Annotated in this window: 16 protein-coding genes and 2 rRNA genes; 16 read left to right on the forward strand and 2 right to left on the reverse strand. The window is 62.1% G+C overall.

What is annotated here, in order from left to right:
• From CCOS864_RS04735 to CCOS864_RS04755, 5 genes are all read left to right on the forward strand, one after another.
• Window positions 1–979 (forward strand): 23S ribosomal RNA (locus tag CCOS864_RS04735); the annotation flags it as partial.
• A 146-nt stretch (window positions 980–1,125) separates the two neighbouring features.
• A 5S ribosomal RNA gene (gene rrf / locus CCOS864_RS04740) occupies window positions 1,126–1,241 on the forward strand.
• A gap of 206 nt (window positions 1,242–1,447) precedes the next feature.
• Complete coding sequence (locus tag CCOS864_RS04745) at window positions 1,448–2,107, forward strand: paraquat-inducible protein A (protein WP_115085274.1); 660 nt, start codon at window positions 1,448–1,450, stop codon at window positions 2,105–2,107.
• Window positions 2,094–2,717: a paraquat-inducible protein A gene (locus tag CCOS864_RS04750; protein WP_115085275.1), complete on the forward strand. Its 624-nt coding sequence runs from the start codon at window positions 2,094–2,096 to the stop codon at window positions 2,715–2,717. Before CCOS864_RS04745 ends, CCOS864_RS04750 begins: the two co-directional genes overlap by 14 nt.
• A complete protein-coding gene (locus tag CCOS864_RS04755; RefSeq protein WP_115085276.1) occupies window positions 2,710–5,010 on the forward strand; it encodes a PqiB family protein in 2,301 nt (766 codons plus the stop codon). The genes CCOS864_RS04750 and CCOS864_RS04755 overlap by 8 nt, the downstream gene beginning before the upstream one ends.
• Window positions 5,011–5,220: 210 nt before the next feature.
• Here CCOS864_RS04755 and rpsT read toward each other — a convergent pair whose 3' ends face one another.
• Window positions 5,221–5,499, reverse strand: a complete 279-nt coding sequence (gene rpsT, locus CCOS864_RS04760) for a 30S ribosomal protein S20 (RefSeq protein ID WP_010220592.1) — start codon at window positions 5,497–5,499, stop codon at window positions 5,221–5,223.
• Window positions 5,500–5,750: 251 nt separating this feature from the next.
• Here rpsT and murJ point away from each other — a divergent pair, with 251 nt between their 5' ends.
• The 6 genes from murJ to ispH all read left to right on the forward strand — a co-directional run bounded on the left by murJ (window position 5,751) and on the right by ispH (window position 13,086).
• On the forward strand, window positions 5,751–7,289 hold the full coding sequence (gene murJ, locus CCOS864_RS04770) for a murein biosynthesis integral membrane protein MurJ (protein WP_115085277.1): 1,539 nt from the start codon (window positions 5,751–5,753) through the stop codon (window positions 7,287–7,289).
• A 118-nt stretch (window positions 7,290–7,407) separates the two neighbouring features.
• Entirely contained in the window at window positions 7,408–8,358 is a 951-nt protein-coding gene (gene ribF / locus CCOS864_RS04775; RefSeq protein WP_115085278.1) for a bifunctional riboflavin kinase/FAD synthetase, read from the forward strand.
• Complete coding sequence (gene ileS, locus CCOS864_RS04780; protein WP_115085279.1) at window positions 8,355–11,186, forward strand: isoleucine--tRNA ligase; 2,832 nt, start codon at window positions 8,355–8,357, stop codon at window positions 11,184–11,186. Before ribF ends, ileS begins: the two co-directional genes overlap by 4 nt.
• Window positions 11,179–11,694, forward strand: coding sequence for a signal peptidase II (lspA, locus tag CCOS864_RS04785; protein WP_115085280.1), 516 nt, complete (start codon window positions 11,179–11,181; stop codon window positions 11,692–11,694). Before ileS ends, lspA begins: the two co-directional genes overlap by 8 nt.
• Window positions 11,687–12,124 (forward strand): FKBP-type peptidyl-prolyl cis-trans isomerase, encoded by a 438-nt coding sequence (gene fkpB, locus CCOS864_RS04790; protein ID WP_115085281.1) that lies wholly within the window; start codon window positions 11,687–11,689, stop codon window positions 12,122–12,124. Before lspA ends, fkpB begins: the two co-directional genes overlap by 8 nt.
• A gap of 14 nt (window positions 12,125–12,138) precedes the next feature.
• Window positions 12,139–13,086, forward strand: coding sequence for a 4-hydroxy-3-methylbut-2-enyl diphosphate reductase (gene ispH, locus CCOS864_RS04795; RefSeq protein ID WP_115085282.1), 948 nt, complete (start codon window positions 12,139–12,141; stop codon window positions 13,084–13,086).
• Here the strand turns inward: ispH and CCOS864_RS04800 are convergent.
• Window positions 13,075–13,551 carry a GspH/FimT family pseudopilin gene (locus CCOS864_RS04800; RefSeq protein WP_244211876.1) on the reverse strand — a complete coding sequence of 159 codons (477 nt, stop codon included), beginning with the start codon at window positions 13,549–13,551 and terminating at the stop codon, window positions 13,075–13,077. The genes ispH and CCOS864_RS04800 overlap by 12 nt on opposite strands.
• A gap of 142 nt (window positions 13,552–13,693) precedes the next feature.
• On the opposite strand from CCOS864_RS04800, the gene CCOS864_RS04805 reads away from it, so the two are divergent.
• Genes CCOS864_RS04805 through thiO form a run of 5 tightly spaced genes read left to right on the forward strand, consistent with a single transcriptional unit; the run spans window position 13,694 to window position 16,614 of the window.
• Window positions 13,694–13,906, forward strand: a complete 213-nt coding sequence (locus CCOS864_RS04805; protein ID WP_244211877.1) for a type IV pilus modification PilV family protein — start codon at window positions 13,694–13,696, stop codon at window positions 13,904–13,906.
• Window positions 13,903–14,562 (forward strand): PilW family protein, encoded by a 660-nt coding sequence (locus CCOS864_RS04810; RefSeq protein WP_115085285.1) that lies wholly within the window; start codon window positions 13,903–13,905, stop codon window positions 14,560–14,562. The genes CCOS864_RS04805 and CCOS864_RS04810 overlap by 4 nt, the downstream gene beginning before the upstream one ends.
• The gene (locus tag CCOS864_RS04815; protein ID WP_115085286.1) at window positions 14,555–15,064 is read left to right on the forward strand and encodes a pilus assembly PilX family protein; all 510 of its coding nucleotides are present in this window, start codon (window positions 14,555–14,557) and stop codon (window positions 15,062–15,064) included. Before CCOS864_RS04810 ends, CCOS864_RS04815 begins: the two co-directional genes overlap by 8 nt.
• A gap of 20 nt (window positions 15,065–15,084) precedes the next feature.
• Window positions 15,085–15,483 (forward strand): type IV pilin protein, encoded by a 399-nt coding sequence (locus CCOS864_RS04820; protein WP_115085689.1) that lies wholly within the window; start codon window positions 15,085–15,087, stop codon window positions 15,481–15,483.
• A 27-nt stretch (window positions 15,484–15,510) separates the two neighbouring features.
• On the forward strand, window positions 15,511–16,614 hold the full coding sequence (thiO, locus tag CCOS864_RS04825) for a glycine oxidase ThiO (protein WP_115085287.1): 1,104 nt from the start codon (window positions 15,511–15,513) through the stop codon (window positions 16,612–16,614).
• Window positions 16,615–16,626: the final 12 nt, after the last annotated feature.

Below are 16,626 nucleotides of genomic sequence, written 5' to 3' on the forward strand. Positions count from 1 at the left end.
TAAGGTAGCGAAATTCCTTGTCGGGTAAGTTCCGACCTGCACGAATGGCGTAACGATGGCGGCGCTGTCTCCACCCGAGACTCAGTGAAATTGAAATCGCTGTGAAGATGCAGTGTATCCGCGGCTAGACGGAAAGACCCCGTGAACCTTTACTATAGCTTTGCACTGGACTTTGAATTTGCTTGTGTAGGATAGGTGGGAGGCTTTGAAGCGTGGACGCCAGTTCGCGTGGAGCCATCCTTGAAATACCACCCTGGCAACTTTGAGGTTCTAACTCAGGTCCGTTATCCGGATCGAGGACAGTGTATGGTGGGTAGTTTGACTGGGGCGGTCTCCTCCTAAAGAGTAACGGAGGAGTACGAAGGTGCGCTCAGACCGGTCGGAAATCGGTCGTAGAGTATAAAGGCAAAAGCGCGCTTGACTGCGAGACAGACACGTCGAGCAGGTACGAAAGTAGGTCTTAGTGATCCGGTGGTTCTGTATGGAAGGGCCATCGCTCAACGGATAAAAGGTACTCCGGGGATAACAGGCTGATACCGCCCAAGAGTTCATATCGACGGCGGTGTTTGGCACCTCGATGTCGGCTCATCACATCCTGGGGCTGAAGCCGGTCCCAAGGGTATGGCTGTTCGCCATTTAAAGTGGTACGCGAGCTGGGTTTAGAACGTCGTGAGACAGTTCGGTCCCTATCTGCCGTGGACGTTTGAGATTTGAGAGGGGCTGCTCCTAGTACGAGAGGACCGGAGTGGACGAACCTCTGGTGTTCCGGTTGTCACGCCAGTGGCATTGCCGGGTAGCTATGTTCGGAAGAGATAACCGCTGAAAGCATCTAAGCGGGAAACTTGCCTCAAGATGAGATCTCACTGGAGCCTTGAGCTCCCTGAAGGGCCGTCGAAGACTACGACGTTGATAGGTTGGGTGTGTAAGCGCTGTGAGGCGTTGAGCTAACCAATACTAATTGCCCGTGAGGCTTGACCATATAACACCCAAGCAATTTGCTGCTCCTAAATAAAGAGCAGGCCAAATTGCGGTAGTGAAGACTGCAAAGCCGAGAATTTGTAACTCACAAACATCACATACCCGATTCGCTGGAGTGTCTAACAAGACCTTCTGGCAACAGAATTTCTTGACGACCATAGAGCATTGGAACCACCTGATCCCATCCCGAACTCAGTAGTGAAACGATGCATCGCCGATGGTAGTGTGGGGTTTCCCCATGTGAGAGTAGGTCATCGTCAAGATTAAATTCCGAAACCCCTATCTGCGTATGCAGGTAGGGGTTTTGTCTTTCTGACATTTTCCTCTGTGCGCACTGTCCCTGTGGGAGCGGCGGTGCGACGCCTCGACTTGCCCCGCGATGCGATGTGGCTGACAGAAGGGTATCGCGGGGCAAGCCCGCTCCTACATCGGTTAGAATAGCGCCCTCGCGTTGACTCAGAAGTTCACTATGTCAGAACCTGCCGACCCCCATCAGCTCGCCGACTTGCCCCTCAATGACCTGGTGGCCTGTCACGAATGCGACCTGCTGATGCGCAAGCCTGTGCTCAAGCAGGACGAAAAGGCCCACTGCCCGCGCTGTGGCTACGAGCTCTACGCCCATCGGCACAATGTGGTCCAGCGCAGCCTGGCCCTGGTGCTGGCAGCCTTGCTGCTCTATGTACCGGCCAACTTCTTGCCGATCATGCAATTGCACCTGCTCGGCCAAAGCTCCGACGACACCGTCTGGAGTGGCGTGGTCGGGTTGTACAACACCGGTATGCGCGGCGTGGCAGTGGTGGTGTTTCTTTGCAGCATGGCCATTCCCTTGCTCAAACTGCTGTGCCAGCTGGCTGTGCTGTTGAGCATTCGCCTGAACATCGGCCGCAGTTACGGTTTGTTGCTCTATCGGATTTATCACCATCTACGCGATTGGGGCATGCTCGAGGTCTATTTCATGGGCGTGCTGGTGGCGATGGTCAAGCTGGTCGACCTGGCGGAGCTGAGCCTGGGCCTGGGCCTGGCCTGCTTTATCAGTTTGTTGTTGGTGCAGGTGTGGCTGGAGGTGGTGATGTCGCCCCACCAGATATGGAGTGCTTTATCGGGGGAAGACCTGCATGCGTGCGATTGATGCTGGCATTCTGGTTTGTGGCGAGTGCCACGAGCTGAATCGCCAGGAGCCGGACAGTGACGCGCAAACCTGCACCCGCTGTGGCGCAGTGGTGCACGCACGGCGGCCAAACAGCCTGGTGCGAACCTGGGCGTTGCTGATGACCTCGGCAATCTTGTACATCCCGGCCAATGTGCTGCCGATCATGACCGTCAGCGCCTTGGGGCAGGGCAGCCCGGACACCATCATGTCCGGCGTCATCACCCTGATGAAGCACGGCATGCTGCCGATCGCTGCGGTGGTGTTCATCGCCAGTATCCTGGTGCCGACCTTCAAGCTGGTGGGCATTGCCCTGCTGCTTTATTCGGTGCAGCGCCACCAACCGTTGTCGGCGCGGCAACGGATCCTGATGTACCGCTTCATCGAGTTCATCGGACGCTGGTCGATGCTGGATATTTTCGTGATCGCCATTTTGGTGGCGGTGGTGAATTTCGGCAGGATCGCCAGTGTCGAAGCCAATCTGGGCGCCGTCGCCTTCGCCAGTGTGGTGATTCTGACGATGCTCGCTGCAGTAACCTTCGATCCCCGACTGATTTGGGATAACACGGAGTCGGATGACGACCATGAGTGATTTGCCTACGGCTAAAACCCGCCCAGCTTCGAACTGGTCGGCCATATGGATATTGCCCCTGATCGCCCTGGTGATCGGTGGCTGGCTTGGCTGGCAGGCCTATCGCGAGTCAGGGGTGAACATCCAGGTCCGCTTTGAAAGCGGTGAAGGTATCGTCGCCAACAAGACCGAAGTGGTCTTCAAGGGTATGTCGGTCGGTAAGGTGAAAGAGCTGGTACTGGATGCCAAGGGCAGCAATACCGGGGTCATCGCCACCATTGAGATGAACAAGGAAGCCGAGCCGCACCTGAACACCGGGACGCGCTTCTGGCTGGTCAAGCCGAGCGTCAGCCTGGCCGGGATCACCGGCCTGGAAACCCTGGTCTCAGGCAACTACATTGCCGTGAGCCCGGGGCAGGGCGAGCCGACCAAGCGCTTCAAGGCGCTGGATGAGGCGCCGCCGTTGTCCGACAGCGAGCCGGGCCTGCACCTGACCCTCAAGGCTGACCGCCTGGGCTCGCTCAACCGCGACAGCCCGGTGTTCTACAAGCAGATCCAGGTCGGCCGGGTGAAGAGCTATCGCCTGGCCGAAGACCAGGGTACGGTCGAGATCAAGGTGTTCATCGAGCCGGCCTATGCCGCCCTTGTGCGCAAACATACGCGGTTCTGGAACGCCAGCGGCGTCAGCATCGATGCCGACCTTTCCGGAGTGAAGGTCCGTAGTGAATCGCTGGCCAGTATTGTCGCCGGCGGCATCGCCTTCGCCACGCCCGAGCACCGCAAGGACAGCCCGCCAACCGATCCGAACCTGCCGTTCCGCCTGTACGAAGATTTCGATGCGGCCCAGGCCGGTATTCGCGTCAAGGTCAAGCTAAGCGACTTCGAGGGCCTGCAGGCCGGGCGTACTCCGGTAATGTACAAAGGTATCCAGGTCGGCTCGCTGAAGACCCTCAAGGTCGATGCCGACCTGGCTAGCGCCATGGCCGAGCTGACCCTCGATCCGCTGGCCGAAGACTACCTGGTCGACGGCACGCAGTTCTGGGTGGTCAAACCGTCGATCTCCCTGGCCGGTATTACCGGCCTGGAGGCGCTGGTCAAAGGTAACTACATCGCCATCCGCCCGGGCGACAAGGGCGCGACACCGCAGCGTGAGTTCGAGGCGCGGGCCAAGGCGCCGCCACTGGACCTCAAGGCACCGGGGCTGCATCTGGTGCTGTACAGCGACAACCTCGGTTCGCTGGAAGTCGGCAGCCCGATCCTCTACCGTCAGGTCAAGGTCGGTACGGTGCAGAGCTACCAGTTCTCGAAGAAGAGCAAACGCCTGCTGATCGGCGTGCATATCGAGAAAGAGTACGCCGGCCTGGTCAACGGATCGACGCGCTTCTGGAATGCCAGCGGCATTACCCTGAGCGGTGGCCTGTCGGGCATCCAGATCAAGAGTGAATCGCTGCAAAGCCTGATGGCCGGCGGTATTGCCTTCGACACACCGATCCCGAATGTGAAGCTCAAGCGTCGTATTCCGTTCTTCCTCCTGCATGAAGACCAGGAGGCAGCCAACCGCAGCGGAACCACGGTGACCATCCGTGTCGATCGCGCAGACGGCCTCAAGGTGGGCACGCCGGTTCGCTTCAAGGGCCTGGATGTCGGCAAGGTCGAGCAGGTCGACCTGACCAAGGATTTGCAGGCGGTGCTGCTCAAGGCGCGGATCACCGAGGTGCCGGAGCGCATTGCCCGCGAAGGTACACAGTTCTGGGTGGTCAAGCCAGCCCTGGGCATCGTCAAGACTGCCAACCTGGAAACCCTGGTCACCGGTCAGTACCTGGAAGTGCAGCCGGCCGTGAGAAGCGCAGGGCCACAGCTCAACTTCAATGCATTGCCACAGGCGCCGGACTTCTCCGAGCGCGAAGCCGGCTTGTCGCTGGTGCTCAGTGCTGCTCGGCGGGGTTCGATCAAGCCGGGCGTGCCAGTGACCTACCGCGAGATTCCGGTGGGCAAGGTTACCGGTTTCGAGTTGGGGCAGACGGCGGATCGGGTGTTGATCCACATCCTCATCGAGCCCAGGTACGCAGCGCTGGTACGTAGTGGAAGCCGTTTCTGGAACAGCAGCGGCTTTGGCTTCGACATCGGCCTGTTCAAGGGCGCTACGGTACGAACCGAGTCGCTGGAGACCCTGATCGAGGGCGGTATTGCCTTCGCAACGCCGGACGGCGAGAAGATCGGTAACCCGGCCCGTCCGCAGCAGACCTTTGCCCTGTTCGACAAGGCCGAGGATGAATGGCTGCAGTGGGCACCGAAGATTCAGATTGGTAAGTAACAAACACCCCGGGCTGCATTGCAGCCCATTGTGGGAGCTGGCTTGCCAGCGATGAGGCCGGTCCAGGCTACCCATCTGGTGTTGCCTGGGCTGCGACCGCTTTGCGGTCGATCGCTGGCAAGCCAGCTCCCACAGGGTTAAAGGTCAATCTCAGGAATCACAGGCAATAAAAAACCGACCCTAGGGTCGGTTTTTCAACAAGCATGTCGCTTAGGCAGCTGCAGCTTCTTTCAGCGCCTTGATGTGGCCATTCAGACGGCCTTTATGGCGAGCAGCCTTGTTCTTGTGGATGATACCTTTATCGGCCATACGGTCGATAACTGGAACAGCCAGAGTGTAAGCAGCTTGCGCTTTTTCGGCGTCTTTTGCGTCGATGGCTTTAACTACATTCTTGATGTAGGTACGAACCATGGAACGCAGGCTGGCGTTGTGGCTGCGACGCTTCTCAGCCTGTTTTGCACGTTTTTTGGCGGAAGGTGAGTTGGCCACCGTCGAGCTCCTCGAAAGACTTGGTAAATAGCAAACAAAATAGGCCGCGAATCATGCCGATGAGTTGATCGGTTGTCAAGGGCACTTGCATGGTTCCGCTGAGTGGTCGTTCTGTACAAGGGAGTGATTCCCTTCTGCGGCACGACCTGTAAACTCGGGAGCTTTTGCTCTGCTTGCGTTGCGGCGCGGAGTATCGCACAACTGGGCGCGTTGCGGCACAGCCCTTTATCCTCAGGCGTGAAAAACTTTCGATGAATCTTCTTAAATCCCTGGCCGCGGTCAGCTCCATCACCATGATCTCGCGGGTGCTGGGCTTTGTCCGTGACACCATCCTGGCACGGGTGTTCGGCGCAGGCGTGGCCACCGACGCCTTCTTCATTGCCTTCAAACTGCCCAACCTGCTGCGGCGCATCTTTGCCGAAGGCGCGTTTTCCCAGGCGTTCGTGCCGATCCTGGCCGAATACAAGACCCAGCAAGGCGAGGAGGCGACCCGTACCTTCATTGCCTACGTCAGCGGCCTGCTGACCCTGGTGCTGGCCCTGGTCACTGCCCTGGGGATCCTTGCCGCGCCCTGGGTGGTGTGGGTAACGGCGCCGGGCTTTGTCGACAGCGCCGAGAAATACCAGCTGACCACCGACCTGCTGCGGGTGACCTTTCCTTATATATTGCTGATCTCGCTGTCCTCGCTGGCCGGGGCCATCCTCAATACCTGGAACCGTTTTTCGGTGCCGGCCTTCGTGCCGACCCTGCTCAACGTGGCGATGATCGGCTTTACCCTGTTCCTCACGCCGTACTTCGATCCGCCGATCATGGCCCTGGCCTGGGGCGTGCTGGCCGGTGGCCTGGCGCAATTGCTGTACCAGCTGCCACACCTGAAGAAGATCGGCATGCTTGTGCTGCCGCGCCTTAACCTGCGCGATACCGGCGTGTGGCGGGTGCTCAAGCAGATGCTGCCGGCGATCCTCGGGGTGTCGGTCAGCCAGATCTCGCTGATCATCAACACCATTTTCGCCTCGTTCCTGGTGGCGGGCTCGGTGTCGTGGATGTACTACGCCGATCGCCTGATGGAACTGCCGTCCGGTGTGCTTGGCGTGGCCCTGGGCACCATCCTGCTGCCCACCCTGGCCAAGACTTACGCCAACCGTGACCGCCACGAGTATTCGCGAATCCTCGACTGGGGCCTGCGCCTGTGCTTCTTGCTGGTGCTGCCGTGCACCCTGGCCATGGCCATCCTCGCCGAGCCGCTGACCGTGGCGTTGTTCCAGTACGGTAAATTCAGCGCCTTTGATGCGGCGATGACCCAGCGTGCCCTGATCGCTTACTCGGTCGGCCTGCTGGCAATTATTCTGGTCAAGGTGCTGGCACCGGGCTTCTATGCCCAACAGAACATCCGTACCCCGGTGAAGATCGCCATCTTCACCCTGGTCTGTACCCAGTTGTTCAACCTGGTCTTCATTACCCACCTGCAGCACGCCGGCCTGGCCCTGGCCATCAGCCTGGGCGCCTGCCTGAATGCTGGTCTTTTGTACTGGAAGCTGCGTCAGCAGCAGTTGTTCCAGCCGCAGCCGGGCTGGGCCAAGTTCCTCGCCAAGCTGGTGGTGGCGGTATTGCTGATGTCGGCGGTATTGCTGGTGGGCATGCACTACATGCCGGCCTGGGCCGAAGGGCAGATGCTCGAGCGCTTCCTGCGCCTGGGTGCGCTGATCCTGGCCGGGGTCGTGACCTATTTCGGCTGTCTGGTGCTGTTTGGTTTTCGCCCGCGTGACTTCGCCCGCAAGGCGTTGCATTAAGGCCTGACGACGGTCAGACGTCGGTTTTACACATTCCACGCCACGGGGTGACGCTGCTGCCTGTCGTCAACGCCCGGGTGTGGTTATAATCGACCACTTTATGAGCAAGAAGCGCGTTATGCAGCTGGTTCGAGGCCTCCACAACCTGCGCCCCCAGCACCGGGGCTGTGTCGCCACTATTGGCAACTTCGACGGTGTTCACCGCGGCCACCAGGCAATCCTGGCGCGCTTGCGTGAGCGAGCGGACGAGTTGGGCGTGCCCAGCTGCGTGGTGATTTTCGAGCCACAGCCGCGTGAGTACTTTGCCCCCGACACCGCGCCCGCGCGCCTGGCCCGCCTGCGCGACAAGGTCGCCCTGCTGGCCGCCGCAGGCGTCGACCGGGTGCTGTGCCTGGCGTTCAACCAGCGCCTGAGCAAGCTCAGCGCCGCCGAATTCGTCGACACCATCCTGGTCGACGGCCTGGGCGTCAAGCACCTGGAAGTGGGCGACGATTTCCGCTTCGGCTGCGACCGGGTCGGTGATTTCGACTTCCTCGAGCAAGCCGGCATCCTCCAGGGCTTTACCGTCGAGGAAGCGCAAACCGTCGAGCTCGACGGCCTGCGGGTCAGCAGCACGCAAGTGCGCGATGCCCTGGCCAGTGCCGACTTCGCCCTGGCCGAGCGCCTGCTGGGCCGGCCGTTCCGCATCCGCGGGCGCGTGCTGCACGGGCAGAAGCTGGCGCGCCAGCTGGGTACCCCGACGGCCAACATCCAGCTCAAGCGCCATCGCGTACCGCTCACCGGTGTCTACCTGGTCAGCGTCGAAGTCGATGGCAAGAACTGGCCGGGTGTCGCCAACATCGGCGTACGGCCAACCGTTTCAGGTGATGGCAAAGCCCACCTGGAAGTACATCTTCTGGATTTTGCCGGCGATCTCTATGGCCGGCGTCTGACGGTGGAATTCCACCACAAGCTGCGTGAAGAGCAGCGATTCGCCTCCCTGGAGGCGCTGAAGTCGGCGATCGATGCGGATATCGCCGCCGCACGTGCCCATTGGCACGGTCAACCGCTAACGAAGAGCCTGAAATGACCGACTATAAAGCCACGCTAAACCTTCCGGACACCGCCTTCCCGATGAAGGCCGGCCTGCCACAGCGCGAACCGCAGATCCTGCAGCGTTGGGACAGCATTGGCCTGTACCAGAAGCTGCGCGAAATTGGCAAGGATCGTCCGAAGTTCGTGCTGCACGACGGCCCGCCCTACGCCAACGGCAAGATCCACATCGGTCATGCGCTGAACAAGATTCTCAAGGACATGATTGTCCGCTCCAAGACCCTGTCCGGTTTCGACGCCCCGTACGTCCCGGGCTGGGACTGCCACGGCCTGCCGATCGAGCACAAGGTTGAAGTGACCCATGGTAAGCACCTGAGCGCCGACCAGACCCGCGAGCTGTGCCGTGCCTATGCCGCCGAGCAGATCGAAGGGCAGAAGACCGAGTTCATCCGCCTGGGCGTGCTGGGCGACTGGGACAACCCGTACAAGACCATGAACTTTGCCAACGAAGCCGGTGAAATCCGCGCGCTGGCCGAAATGGTCAAGCACGGCTTCGTGTTCAAGGGCCTCAAGCCGGTCAACTGGTGTTTCGATTGCGGTTCGGCCCTGGCCGAAGCCGAGGTCGAGTACGCCGACAAGAAATCGCAGACCATCGACGTCGCCTTCCCGGTGGTCGAAGACGCCAAGCTGGCCGCCGCTTTCGGCCTGGCGTCGCTGGCAAAACCTGCCTCGATCGTGATCTGGACCACCACGCCGTGGACCATCCCGGCCAACCAGGCGCTGAACGTCCACCCGGAGTTCAACTACGCCCTGGTCGATACCGGCGACAAGCTGCTGGTGCTGGCTGAAGAACTGGTCGAATCGTGCCTGAAGCGTTATTCGCTGGAAGGTTCGGTAATCGCCACCGCGCCAGGCTCGGCCCTGGAGCTGATCAACTTCCGTCACCCGTTCTACGATCGTCTGTCGCCGGTGTACTTGGCCGACTACGTCGAGCTGGGCGCCGGTACCGGTGTGGTTCACTCCTCGCCAGCCTATGGTGAAGACGACTTCGTCACCTGCAAGCGCTACGGCATGGTCAACGACGACATCCTCACCCCGGTGCAGAGCAACGGTGTGTACGTGCCGTCGCTGGAATTCTTCGGCGGCCAGTTCATCTGGAAAGCCAACCCGGCCATCGTCGAAAAACTTTCGGAAGTCGGTGCGCTGATGCACACCGAAACCATCAGCCACAGCTACATGCACTGCTGGCGCCACAAGACCCCGTTGATCTATCGCGCCACTGCGCAATGGTTCGTCGGCATGGACAAGCAGCCCGACAACGGCGAGACCCTGCGCGAGCGTGCGGTCAAGGCCATCGAAGAGACCAAGTTCGTCCCGGCCTGGGGCCAGGCGCGCCTGCACTCGATGATCGCCAACCGCCCGGACTGGTGCATCTCGCGTCAGCGTAACTGGGGTGTACCGATCCCGTTCTTCCTCGACAAGCAAACCGGCGAGCTGCACCCGCGCACCGTCGAGCTGATGGAAGAAGTGGCCAAGCGCGTCGAGAAAGAAGGCATCGAAGCCTGGTTCAAGCTCGACGCCGCCGAGCTGCTCGGTGACGAGGCCGGCCAGTACGACAAGATCGCCGACACCCTCGACGTCTGGTTCGACTCCGGCACCACCCACTGGCACGTGCTGCGTGGCTCGCACAGCATCGGCCACGAAACCGGCCCGCGCGCCGACCTGTACCTGGAAGGTTCCGACCAGCACCGCGGCTGGTTCCATTCCTCGCTGCTGACCGGCTGCGCCATCGACAACCACGCGCCATACCGCGAGCTGCTGACTCACGGCTTCACCGTCGACGAAAACGGCCGCAAGATGTCCAAGTCGCTGGGTAACACCATCGAGCCGCAGAAGGTCAACGACACCCTGGGTGCCGACATCCTGCGCCTGTGGGTTTCGGCCACCGACTACTCCGGCGAAATGGCGGTTTCCGAGCAGATCCTGCAGCGCAGCGCCGACGCCTACCGGCGTATCCGCAACACCGCGCGCTTCCTGCTCTCCAACCTGTCCGGCTTCGACCCGGCCCGCGACCTGCTGCCGGCCGAAGACATGCTGGCGCTGGACCGCTGGGCGGTCGACCGTACCCTGCTGCTGCAGCGCGAGCTGGAAGAGCACTACGGCGAATACCGCTTCTGGAACGTCTACTCGAAGATCCACAACTTCTGCGTGCAGGAGCTGGGCGGCTTCTACCTGGACATCATCAAGGACCGTCAGTACACCACGGGTGCCAACAGTGTTGCCCGTCGTTCCTGCCAGACCGCGCTGTACCACATCAGCGAAGCGCTGGTGCGCTGGATCGCGCCGATCCTGGCGTTCACCGCCGACGAGCTGTGGCAGTACCTGCCGGGCGAGCGCAACGAATCGGTCATGCTCAACACCTGGTACGAAGGCCTGAGCGAGTTGCCGGAAGGCTTCGAACTGGGTCGCGCCTACTGGGACCGCGTGATGGCCGCCAAGACTGCGGTCAACAAGGAACTGGAAAACCAGCGTGCGGCCAAGGCCATCGGTGGCAACCTGCAAGCCGAAGTCACCCTGTTCGCCGACGACGCCCTGAGCGCCGACCTGAACAAGCTGGGCGACGAGCTGCGCTTCGTGCTGATCACCTCGGCGGCCAGCGTTGCGCCGTTCGCCCAGGCTCCAGCCGATGCGGTCGAGACCGAAGTGCCTGGCCTCAAGCTGAAAGTGGTCAAGTCCGGCCATGCCAAGTGCGGCCGTTGCTGGCACTTCCGCGCAGACGTGGGCTCGAACCCCGAGCACCCGGAAATCTGCGCCCGTTGCGCCGACAACATCGGCGGCAAAGGCGAGGTGCGCCACTATGCCTAACCCTGGTGTGGGGCGCTTCGGGCGCCTCAGCTGGCTGTGGCTGAGCGTGCTGGTCCTGGTCCTCGACCAGGCCAGCAAGTTCTACTTCGAGGGCGCGCTGAGCCTGTACCAGCAGATCGTGGTCATCCCTGACTACTTCAGCTGGACCCTGGCCTACAACACCGGTGCTGCCTTCAGCTTCCTGGCTGACAGCTCCGGCTGGCAGCGCTGGCTGTTCGCCCTGATCGCCGTGGTGGTCAGCGCCGTGCTGGTGGTCTGGCTCAAGCGCCTGGGGCGCAGCGAGACCTGGCTGGCCGTCGCGCTGGCGCTGGTGCTCGGCGGCGCGCTGGGCAACCTGTACGACCGCATCGTGCTTGGCCACGTGGTCGACTTCATCCTCGTGCACTGGCAGAACCGCTGGTACTTCCCGGCCTTCAACCTGGCCGACAGCGCCATTACCGTCGGTGCGGTGATGCTGGCGCTGGACATGTTCAAGAGCAAAAAGTCCGGAGAGCCCGTCCATGACTGAGACCCGTATCGGCCAGAACACCGAAGTGACCCTGCACTTCGCGCTGCACCTGGAAAACGGCGACACCGTCGACAGTACCTTTGAAAAGGCGCCGGCGGTGTTCAAGGTCGGCGACGGCAACCTGCTGCCAGGTTTCGAAGCAGCCATCTTCGGCTTCAAGGCCGGTGACAAGCGCACCGTGACCGTCACCCCGGAGAACGCCTTCGGCCAGCCGAACCCGCAGAACGTGCAGATCATTCCCCGCTCGCAGTTCAACGACATGGAACTGTCCGAAGGCCTGCTGGTGATTTTCAACGACGCAGCCAATGCGGAGTTGCCCGGCGTGGTGAAAGCATTCGATGACGCGCAAGTGACCATCGACTTCAATCACCCGCTGGCCGGCAAAACCTTGAACTTCGAGGTGGAAATCCTCGGGGTCAAGGCCCTTTGAGCCAGGAGTCATCCATGCAAATCAAACTCGCCAACCCCCGTGGCTTTTGTGCCGGTGTGGACCGGGCGATCGAAATCGTCAACCGCGCGCTGGAAGTCTTCGGTCCGCCGATCTACGTGCGCCATGAAGTGGTGCACAACAAGTTCGTGGTCGAGGACCTGCGTGCGCGCGGGGCCGTTTTTGTCGAAGAGCTGGACCAGGTGCCAGATGACGTCATCGTCATCTTCAGCGCCCACGGTGTTTCCCAGGCCGTGCGCCAGGAAGCGGCGGGGCGCGGCCTGAAGGTGTTCGACGCGACCTGCCCGCTGGTGACCAAGGTGCATATCGAGGTGGCGCGCTACAGCCGCGACGGCCGTGAGTGCATCCTGATCGGCCACGAAGGCCACCCGGAAGTCGAAGGCACCATGGGTCAGTACGACACCAGCAATGGTGGCGCCATCTACCTGGTCGAAGACGAGGACGATGTTGCCAGCCTGCAGGTCAACGACCCGAACAAACTGGCCTTCGTCACCCAGACCACGCTGTCGATGGACGATACCAGCCGGGTGATCGATGCCCTGCGCGCGCGCTTCCCCAATATCGGCGGGCCGCGCAAGGACGACATCTGCTACGCCACCCAGAACCGTCAGGACGCGGTCAAGCAACTGGCCAACGAATGCGACGTGGTATTGGTGGTCGGCAGCCCGAACAGCTCCAACTCCAACCGCCTGCGTGAGCTGGCCGAGCGCATGTCGACCCCGGCCTACCTGATCGACGGCGCCGAAGACCTGCAAAAAAGCTGGTTCGATGGCGTCGAGCGCATTGGTATCACTGCCGGTGCTTCGGCGCCCGAGGTGCTGGTGCGTGGCGTGATCGAGCAGTTGCGGGCCTGGGGTGCCACCGGCGCCGAAGAGCTCGATGGCCGCGAGGAGAACATCACTTTCTCGATGCCCAAAGAGCTGCGCGTGCGTTCATTGATCTGACCCGGCAGCCGCGCACAGCGGCTGCTCGCCGGGCTCCTCGCGCAGGCTGACCCGGCCTGTGTGTGCCAGTACCACCCGGTACTGGCTGAAGGGATCGGGGCGCTGGCAGACGAACAGCGTCCCGGCCTGAAACGCTCCCCCCTCGTGCAAGGGCACCCCCAGCCCGCTGAAGCGTACCTGCCGGGCCACCGGTTGATTGCCTACGATGCTCACCCGCTCAAGCCGCTGTTGGTACAGCAGCTGTGGGCCGTCCTGCTCCACGACCATGCGCCAGCCGTTGCCCCAGTTATCCTCCAGCGCCTGCAGGCGGACCACCTGGTTACGCAGCAAGGCCTCGCTGCGCGCGGTGCGCAAAGCCTGGGCCAGATCTTTGGCGGCAGCTTGCTGGTGTAGCCCGCTGCTCATGGTGCTGTAGGTCGGCACGCTGATGTGCGTCAGCACCCCCACCAGCGCTAGCGCGAACATCATTTGTATCAGTGTTACGCCCTGTTGCTTCACCGTGCATTCCTCCCTGGAAGTGCTTCTATAGAGTCAGGCCGGCGGACAGGAACGTCCAGTCGGCCGGGTTGGCAAAGGGCTGTGGAAAAGTCGCAGGGGGGAAGGCGCCATGGATGGCGGACGGCAACAAGGAATGAGCCTGATCGAGGTGCTGCTGGCCATGCTGGTGCTGGGGCTGGGTCTGTTTGCTGCTGCGGCTGCGCAAGTGCGGGCGTTGCAGGCTACCGACAGTGCCTTGCAGAGTACCCAGGCGGCGTATCTGCAGCATGGCGTGCTCGAACAGGCGCGGATCAACGGCGCGCTGCAAGGGCCAAGCCGATGAGCCGGCAAGGCGGCGTCGGCCTGGTCGAGGTGTTGCTGGCCCTCAGCCTCGGGTTATTGCTGATACTCGCTGCCAGCCGCTTGTTCCTGGCGGCCAGTCAGAACTGGCAGGCTCAAGGCGTCGCGGCCCAGTTGCAGGAAGACGCGCGCCTGACGTTGCAGCGCATGGCCCAGGACATTCGCATGAGCGGCATGTTCGGCTGCCTGCGCGCGGATGCAATCCACCATGTGCATCCGTCGTCGGCCCAGGCGTTTGCCCAACCGCTGGAAATAACCCGGGCAGCGGATGGGCAACTGCAGCAACTGAGTCTGATCAGCGCCGAAGTGGCTGGTGCAGGTGGACGGCCGAACTGGACGTTGGTCACCGACTGCATTGCCCAGGCCAGGGTCTATCCCGAGGGGCAGGCTGCGCCTGCCGGCCAGTACGCGATACCGATACGGCGCCAGACCTATCGCGTTGATGGCGCAAGCCTGATGCTCGGTAGCGGCGCCAGCTATGCGCCGCTGATCGACAACCTCGGCGAACTGCGCGTCGACATCGTCAGGCGAAACCCCAACGGCATCGCCGGGCTACGCCTGAGCCTGACCTTGATTGACCCGCAGTCACGGGTCAGGCCGCAGCAGTATCAACTGACGGTAGCGCTGCGCAATGGCTAGGCCCGGCAGCCAGCGCGGCGTGATCCTGCTGATCAGCCTGGTGTTGCTGGGGCTGTTGGGGTTGCTCGGCATCTCGGCCATGGTCAGTGCCACCCTGCAGGAGCGCATGGCTGGCAACCTGCTGGCGGTCCTGCAAAGCTTCGAGCATGCGGAGCAGACCTTGCTGCTGGGGGAATCGGACGTGTCTGGCGCGCAGCCATGCACGTACTGTTTGCCACCCCCTGAAGCCGGGCGGGTGAGGGCCGCAGGTGTATACCGCGGCGAGGGGCCAACGTCCGGCCTGAACTGGCAACGCGGCGCCAGCGGCTTCTACCTGGTGCAGAACCTTGGCCAGAGCACCCACGCCGCGCACTTGCCTGCCAATCTGGCCGCCACTCTGTACCGGATCACCGCAGTCAGCCATGGCGGGGCAGGCCGCAGCGTGCTGGAAAGCGTTTATGCACAGGCTGTAGAAGAGGGCGCCCATCAGCCCAGGCGCATCCTCTGGCGGCAGATTCACTAGGAGTTCGATTTATGTCCAACCTGCAGAAAGGTTTGAGCCTGATTGAACTGTTGCTTGTCGTCGCCGTGGTCGGCATTCTGGCGGGCATTGCCTACCCCAGCTACAGCGAACAGGTCCGCAAGGCCGCACGCACGGAAATCGCCGGGTTGCTGTTCGAGAGCGCACAGATACTGGAGCGTCACTATTCACGCACCGGCCAGTATGCCGACAGCGAAGCCCTGGTCACCCCATTGGCGCCCGGGACCGAGCACTACCGGCTACAAGCCGTTCGTCATTCGACGTCATTCATCCTTACCGCCCGGCGTATTCCGGGTGGCTTGATGACCAGTGACCGCTGCGCCGATTTCGAGCTCGACCAGGCCGGTGTGCGCAGCAATCCCGGCGCCGTCGAGGCCGGTCGTGGCTGTTGGGGTGGCTGAGGTTTACTTCAGAAGTTGGATCAATACATGACCAAGCAAGTAGTGATTGTCGGCGGCGGGGTGATCGGCCTGCTGACAGCGTTCAACCTGGCGGCCGACGTCGAGCAGGTGGTGCTGTGTGATCGTGGCGCGCTCGGCCAGGAGTCTTCCTGGGCCGGTGGCGGCATCGTCTCGCCGCTGTACCCGTGGCGCTATAGCGCGGCGGTAACGGCCCTGGCGCACTGGTCGCAGGATTTTTATCCACAGCTGGGCGAACGCCTGTTCGCCAGCACCGGGGTTGACCCGCAAGTGCACACCACCGGCCTGTACTGGCTGGACCTGGACGACGAAGCCGAAGCCCTGGCCTGGGCCGAGCGCGAAGGGCGGCCGTTGAGCGCTGTGGATATCTCTGCGGCCTATGACGCGGTGCCGGTGCTTGGCGGCGGTTTCCGTCGCGCCATCTATATGGCCGGGGTTGCCAACGTACGTAACCCGCGTCTGGTCAAATCACTCAAGGCCGCCTTGCTGGCGCTGCCGAACGTGAGCATTCGCGAGCACTGCGAAATCACCGGCTTTAGCCGTGAGGGCGAGCGCGTCACCGGTGTCGAAACTGCGAACGGAGCGATCCAGGCCGATCGCGTGGTGCTGACGGCTGGCGCCTGGAGCGGCGACTTGCTGCGGCCATTGGGCCTGGAGCTGCCGGTCGAGCCGGTGAAAGGGCAGATGATTCTGTACAAGTGCGCCGAAGACTTCCTGCCGAGCATGGTGCTGGCCAAGGGGCGCTATGCGATCCCGCGGCGTGACGGGCATATTCTGGTGGGCAGCACCCTGGAGCATGCCGGTTACGACAAGACCCCGACCGGGGAGGCGCTGGAAAGCCTGAAGGCGTCGGCGGTGGAGTTGCTGCCGGCGCTGGCCGATGCCACCCCGGTAGCCCATTGGGCAGGGTTGCGGCCGGGTTCGCCGGAGGGCATTCCGTACATCGGCGAGGTGCCGGGCTATGCCGGGCTGTGGCTGAACTGCGGGCATTACCGCAATGGCCTGGTGCTGGCGCCGGCGTCCTGCCAGTTGTTTGCGGATTTGTTGCTGGGTCGTGAGCCGATCATTGACCCGGCGCCGTATGCGCCGGCTGGGCGCTTGGCTGCTCTCTAGGGCCTCATCGCT

This window comes from Pseudomonas wadenswilerensis (assembly GCF_900497695.1).
Taxonomy (GTDB): Bacteria; Pseudomonadota; Gammaproteobacteria; order Pseudomonadales; family Pseudomonadaceae; genus Aquipseudomonas; species Aquipseudomonas wadenswilerensis.